Here is a 6,650-nt window from a genome sequence, read left to right as displayed (position 1 = left end):
CCGCTCCGGCACGGCGGGTGCCGGAGCGGTGGCGGGTGCGGCCGGAGCCGTCGAGGCGGCGGCCGGGGCGGTGTTCTGCTGCTCTTCCTTCTTGCCGCAGGCGGTGAGGACCAGCAGGCCGGCGATGGTGGCCGTGCAGAGGGCGGACGAGCGGAAGGAAAGCTTCATGTCTGGATTCCGGGAGTGGCTTGTCAGGTTCGAAACAAAGGGGGCGTCAAGGTGGATCCCCTTGGCCGCCGCAGGGTACAGGCTACACAACTAAAGGCAAGACCAATGAAGAACGCATGAATGCGCCATTCATCATTGGCGCGCACCACGCGGGTTCGCGGGCACGGCGGCCGGGTCCGTGCTGCGGAACGGATTGATGTCCAGGCCGCCGCGCCGGGTGTAGCGCGCATAGACCGAGAGTTCGCGCGGCGCGCAGCGGGCACGGAGATCCATGAAGATGCGCTCCACGCACTGCTCGTGGAATTCAGTGTGGCTGCGGAAGGAAACGAGGTAGCGCAGCAGCCCCGCCCGGTCGATCGGCGAGCCCGTATAGGCGACCTGTACGCTGCCCCAGTCGGGTTGCCCGGTCACCGGGCAATTGGAGCGCAACAGGTGCGACACGAGCACCTCGCGCACGTGGCCTTCGTGCGTGGCGAGGAAATCCGGACGCGGCGGGCCGTAGCTGTCGAAATCCAGCTCCTGCGTGTCCAGCAGGATGCCCTCGGGCTCGCCCAGCGGGGTGCCGTCCAGGTCGTTCGGCGCCCGTAACACCACGTCCACGGGGCCGCCGGACGCGGCCGACAGGTCGCGGACCAGCGTGGCGCGCACCTGCGCGTCATCGGCCATGCGTTCCTGGGCGAAGCCGTTCAGGTAGAGCTTGAACGACTTCGATTCGACGATGTTCGGCGTGGTGGCGGGGAAACGGAACTCCGCCACGGCCACGACCGGCTTGCCACGCGCATCCAGCCAGGAGAGTTCATAACCGTTCCAGACATCGACGCCATGGAAAGGCAGGGCGCCGGCGGACACGCCGATCTCGTCCCGCTTGCCCTGGCGTGGAATCGGGAAGAGCAGGCTGGCGTCGTAGCGGTCGGCATAGACGGTGGCCTTGCCCAGCGGTGAGTGATCGGGGGACGACATGGCGGTTTGCTGCTGACACAAACCGCCATTATAAGCCAAGCACTTAGGCGTTGATGGAGCCCATCATGTTGGAGGCGTAGCGGTCGCCCACGGCCGAGTCCGGCGGGAACACCGCGTCGATCTCGGCGATCTCGGCCGGGCTGAGTTTCACCTCCACCGCGCCGGCGTTTTCCTCCAGGTACTTCACCCGCTTGGTGCCCGGGATCGGCACGATGTCGTCGCCCTTGGCGATCACCCAGGCGAGGGCGAGCTGGCCGGGGGTGCAGCCCTTGTCGGCGGCGAATTTCTTCACCTTCTCCACGATGGCCAGGTTCTTCGCGAAGTTCTCGCCCGTGAAGCGTGGATTGACGCGACGGTAGTCGTCCTCGGCGAAGTCTTCCGGCCGGGTGATGGCCCCGGTGAGGAAGCCGCGCCCGAGCGGGCTATAGGCGACCAGGGCGATGCCGTGCTCGCGACAGGCGGCGAGCGTGCCGGTGGTTTCCGGATCGCGCGTCCACAGCGAGTATTCGCTCTGCAGGGCGGTGATCGGATGCACTTTCGCCGCCTTGCGGATCGACTCGGCCGAAGCCTCGGACAGGCCGAGATGGCGTACCTTGCCTTCCTTCACGAGGTCGGCCATCGCGCCGACGGTCTCCTCGATCGGTACCGTCCGGTCGACGCGGTGCTGGTAGTAGAGATCGATGTAATCGGTCTTCAGCCGGCGAAGGCTGCCTTCGACCGACTGGCGAACGTATTCCGGACGGCCGCTGATGCCGCGCTTCATCGGGTCGTTCGGATCGCGCACGATGCCGAACTTGGTGGCCAGGAACACCTTGTCGCGGCGGCCGGCGAGCGTGCGGCCGAGCAGTTCCTCGTTGGTATGCGGGCCGTACGCGTCGGAGGTGTCCCAGAAGGTGATGCCCAGTTCCAGCGCGCGTTCCAGCGTGGCGACCGATTCCTTCTCGTCGCCGGCGCCGTAGAACTCGCTCATGCCCATGCAGCCGAGGCCGAGGATCGAGACCTCGGGGCCGTGCGTGCCCAGTTTGCGGGTGATCATGCGTGTCTCCTTCGTTTCGAGGGGGCGTTCGCCGGCGCCGCCTGTGTCACGGGCGGCTCGGCGGGGAGGGGGATGGCTTCATCGGGGTAGATCGAGCGGTACAGGGCGATCTTCTCGTCCAGCCGCGCGATCGTCTCGGTCAGTTCGGTCAACTGGCCGCGCAGGTAGGTGGCGTGCCGGGCGAGCAGGTCGCCGCGCAGGCGGATGCTCTCGGGGGTCTCGCCCAGGCGGCGCAAACGCACGTATTCCTGGATGTCGCGCATCGACATGCCGGTGCCGCGCAGGCGCAGCACGAAGTCGATGAGGCGCATCTCGGCTTCGCCATACACACGCTGTCCCCCGCGCCGTGGCACCGGGTCGATCAGGCCGATCTGCTCGTAGTAGCGCAGCGTGTGGGTGGTCAGGCCGGTGGCGAGGGCGGCCTCGGCGATGGTCATCGAATGGGGCATTCGAAGAGCGTACGCCTTCGAGTGCGCTCTAAGTCAACAGGGGGGACGGCAGCGGCTGTACGGGGGTCGGCTTATGGTCGCTGTCCAGCGCGATCATGGTGAAGGTGCCGCGGGTGCACAGTTCACGCGCGCCCGAGATCAGGTCCTCGGTGTACATCGCCACGTCGATCTTCATCGACGTGCGGCCCACCGATACGACCGTGGCGACGAGTTCCACCATCTGGCCCTTGCGCACGGGCACGTGGAAGTCGACCTGCTCGGAGCGCGCGGTGACCACGATCTGCCGCGAATAACGCGAGGCGGCGAGGAAGGCGGCCTTGTCCATCCATGCCAGCGCCTGGCCGCCGAAGAGCGTGCCGAGGTGGTTGGTGTGGTCGGGGAAGACGATCTCGAGGACGCGGGCCTCGGTGGGGCGGTCGATGGGGGGCATGTTGGGGCTGCCTTGTGAGGTGAGGCGACCATGCTATCGCGGACAGATGCCCTCAGAGTCGGCGATGCCTCTAGAACGACTGGTCGAACGCCACCTCGCCCTGCACGCCCACCTGGTACGACGAGACGCGCCGCTCGAAGAAGTTCGTCAGTTCCTGCACGTCCTGCAGGTCCATGAAGTCGAAGGGGTTCTTCGCACCGTACTTCTTCGGCATGTCGAGCTGCACCAGGCGCTGGTCGGCGCAGTACTCCAGGTACTGGCGCATGTCGTTCACGGAGAGCCCTGCCACGCCACCGGAGAGCACGTCCGCCGCGAACTGCGTTTCGCATGCGATGGCGTCTTCCAGCATCGCCTCCACCTGCTGGCGCATGTCCTCGTCGAAGAGGTCGGGCTCCTGCTCGCGCACGGTGCGCACCACTTCGAAGGCGAACGCCATGTGCCCGGATTCGTCACGAAACACCCAATTGGTGCCCGAGGCCAATCCGTGCAGCAGTCCGCGCGAACGCAGGTAGTACACGTAGGCGAAAGCGGCGAAGAAGAACAGGCCTTCGATGCACGCGGCGAAGCAGATCAGGTTGAGCAGGAACTGGCGGCGATGCTCGCGCGTCTCCAGGCGGTTGAGGTCCTGGATGGAGTCGATCCACTTGAAGCAGAACTCACCCTTCTGCCGGATCGAGGGAATGCTCTCGATCGCGGCGAAGGCCTTGTTCCGTTCCGAGGGCTCGGGGATGTAGGTATCCAGCAAGGTGAGGTAGAACTGCACGTGCAGCGCTTCCTCGTACAGCTGGCGCGAGAGGAACATGCGCGCCTCGGGCGAGTTCACGTGCTGGTAGAGGTTCAGCACGAGGTTGTTCGACACGATTGTGTCGCCCGTGGCGAAGAAGGCGACGAGGCGATGGATCAGGTGGCGATCCGCATCGGACATCTTCGCCTTCAGGTCGGTCACGTCGAGCGAGAAATCCACCTCCTCCACCGTCCACGTGTTGCGGATGGCGGCGCGATACATTTCGTAGAACTGCGGATACTTCATCGGCCGCAGCGTCAGTTCGAAACCGGGATCGAGGATGTGGGTATCGCGGGTGATCGGTGAAGCGGACATCGGGTACCTCGGGAAAATGTGAACAGCTTCCGTGGGAGCCGCTTCAGCGGCGACGGGCGTTTCGGCTAAACCGCTCCGTCGGCTTTTCGCCGATGAATCGGCTCCCACATGTACTTTCTTTTTACTGGCAGGCTTCGCAGTACTCGGGGTTCTCGAGCGAGCAGAACACCGCGGCCTCGGCCTGCTCCTGCGCGTCGGCGACCGGCGCGGCGGGCGCCGGCAGGGAAGCCGACGACGAACTGACCGTGGTCTTCGCGATGCGCGTGGCCGGGCGCGAGCGCAGGTAGTACGTCGTCTTGATGCCCGACTTCCACGCGTACATGTACATCGAGGAAAGCTGTCCGATGTTCGGGTTTTCCATGAACAGGTTCAGCGACTGGCTCTGGTCGATATAGGCGCCGCGGGCGGCGGCGAGATCGATCAAGGCCTTCTGCGGCAGTTCCCAGGTGGTGCGGTACACCGCGCGCAGTTCCGCCGGGATGGCCGCGATACCCTGCACCGACCCTTCCGCGAGCTTGATCTGGTCGCGAATCTCGGCGGTCCACAGGCCCAGTGTCTTCAACTCGTCGACGAGGTAGCGATTCACCACGAGGAAGTCGCCCGACAGTGTCTCGCGCTTGAACAGGTTGGACACCTGCGGCTCGATGCATTCGTAGCAGCCGGCGATCGAGGCGATCGTCGCGGTGGGGGCGATGGCGATCAGCAGCGAGTTGCGCAGGCCCTTGGCCTTGATCTTCTCGCGCAGTTCCGCCCAGCGGCCGTCCTTGCCGGTCGGCATGGCGGCCGGCCAGTAATCGAACTGCAGCTCGCCGTTCGCCGCGCGACTTTCCTCGAAGCCCGGATGCGGGCCGTCGCGTTCGGCGATCTCGTTGGACATGGACAGCGCGTGGAAATAGATCTCCTCCGCGATCCGGGTGGACAACGTCCGGGCCTCGTCGGAATCGAACGGCAGGCGCAGCTTGAAGAAGACATCCTGCAGGCCCATCACGCCCAGGCCGACCGGACGCCACTTCACGTTCGCCGTCTTCGCCGAGGCGATCGGGTAGAAGTTGAGATCGATCACGCGGTTCAGCTGCCGCACGGCCGTGCGCACGGTGGTCGACAGCTTCTCGTAGTCGAACTGGCCGTCCACCACGTGGCGGGCGAGGTTGATCGAGCCGAGGTTGCACACCGCCGTCTCGCCCTCCGAGGTCACCTCGAGGATCTCGGTGCAGAGGTTGGACAGATGGATGACGTTTTCCGGTCGTGCCGTCTGGTTGCTGGTCGCGTTGGAACGATCCTTGAAGGTCATCCAGCCGTTACCGGTCTGCGCCAGCGAGCGCAGCATGCGCGCGTACAGTTCGCGCGCCTTGATCGTCTTCACCGCCAGGCCTTCGGCTTCGGCGGTCTCGTAGGCGGCGTCGAAGGTGGCGCCCCAGGTGTCGACGAAATGCGGCACGATCTTCGGATCGAACAGCGACCAGTCGCCGTCCGTCTCCACGCGGCGCATGAAGAGATCCGGCACCCAGTTGGCGAGGTTGAGGTTATGCGTGCGGCGCGCATCGTCACCGGTGTTCTCGCGCAGTTCGAGGAATTCCTCGATGTCGGCGTGCCACGATTCCAGGTACACGCAGGCCGCGCCCTTGCGTTTGCCACCCTGGTTCACGGCCGCGACGGAGGCGTCCAGCGTCTTCAGCCACGGCACGAGGCCGTTCGAGTGGCCGTTGGTACCCTTGATCAGCGAGCCGCGCGAGCGGATGCGCGAATAGGCGAGGCCGATGCCGCCGGCGAACTTCGACAGCTGGGCCACGTCGCCGTACTTGGCGTAGATGGATTCCAGCGCGTCCTGCGGCGAGTCCAGCAGGAAGCACGAGGACAGCTGTTCGTGCGCCGTGCCGGCATTGAACAGGGTCGGCGAGCTGGCGAGGTATTCCAGCGACGAGAGCATGCGGTACAGCTCCAGCGTCTCGGCCACGTCGTTGCCGCCAAGCGCGCAGGCGATCCGCATGAAGAAGTATTGCGGTGTCTCGATGACGAACCGCTTCGTTGGGTGGCGCAACAGGTAGCGGTCATAGACCGTGCGCAGGCCGAAGTACTCGAAGCGGCGGGAGGCCGTGGCATCGATCGCATCGTTGAGCTTGCGCGCGTTCACCTGCACGAAGTCGCGCAGGCGCTCGTTGAGGATGCCGAGGTCGAAGCCAGTGGAGATCGACTGCGAGAACGACTGGATGTCCTGGCCGGACACCTCCTTGTCGATGAAGGCGGCGAGCAGGCGTGCCGCCAGCTGGCCGTACTCCGGTTCCTCGGCGGTGAGCGCCGCGGCGGTGCGGATCGACAGCTGGTCGAGTTCCTGGGTGGTGGCGCCGTCGTAGAGGCCGCCGATCGTCTTCAGCGCCACGCGCATCGGATCGACCGCGTACAGGCCATCGGCGCTGCGGGTCACCGCGCGCACGATCTTGTTGACGTCGACGACCTCCTGGCCACCGTTGCGCTTGGTGACGCGCATCTGGCCGGGGTTGTGGGGCGGGG

Annotated in this window: 6 protein-coding genes; all 6 read right to left on the bottom strand. The window is 65.6% G+C overall.

Going from position 1 to position 6,650, the window contains the following annotated elements:
• Positions 1-300 precede the first annotated feature (300 nt).
• A complete protein-coding gene (queF, locus tag ACR9ZJ_RS18590; RefSeq protein ID WP_481288596.1) occupies positions 301-1,128 on the bottom strand; it encodes an NADPH-dependent 7-cyano-7-deazaguanine reductase QueF in 828 nt (275 codons plus the stop codon).
• Positions 1,129-1,171: 43 nt separating this feature from the next.
• Positions 1,172-2,164 carry an aldo/keto reductase gene (locus ACR9ZJ_RS18585; RefSeq protein WP_481288595.1) on the bottom strand — a complete coding sequence of 331 codons (993 nt, stop codon included), beginning with the start codon at positions 2,162-2,164 and terminating at the stop codon, positions 1,172-1,174.
• Positions 2,161-2,613, bottom strand: coding sequence for a MerR family transcriptional regulator (locus ACR9ZJ_RS18580; RefSeq protein ID WP_481288594.1), 453 nt, complete (start codon positions 2,611-2,613; stop codon positions 2,161-2,163). Before ACR9ZJ_RS18580 ends, ACR9ZJ_RS18585 begins: the two co-directional genes overlap by 4 nt.
• A 28-nt stretch (positions 2,614-2,641) precedes the next feature.
• Positions 2,642-3,043, bottom strand: a complete 402-nt coding sequence (locus ACR9ZJ_RS18575; protein WP_481288593.1) for an acyl-CoA thioesterase — start codon at positions 3,041-3,043, stop codon at positions 2,642-2,644.
• Between the two features lie 70 nt (positions 3,044-3,113).
• Positions 3,114-4,142: a ribonucleotide-diphosphate reductase subunit beta gene (locus ACR9ZJ_RS18570; protein ID WP_306849002.1), complete on the bottom strand. Its 1,029-nt coding sequence runs from the start codon at positions 4,140-4,142 to the stop codon at positions 3,114-3,116.
• Between the two features lie 121 nt (positions 4,143-4,263).
• Positions 4,264-6,650: ribonucleoside-diphosphate reductase subunit alpha (locus ACR9ZJ_RS18565; protein ID WP_481288592.1), on the bottom strand; the 2,387-nt coding region annotated here is incomplete at its 5' end.

It is taken from the genome of Luteibacter sp. KNZ12-1A (genome assembly GCF_056755675.1).
This window is presented reverse-complemented; position numbering and strand designations above follow the sequence as displayed.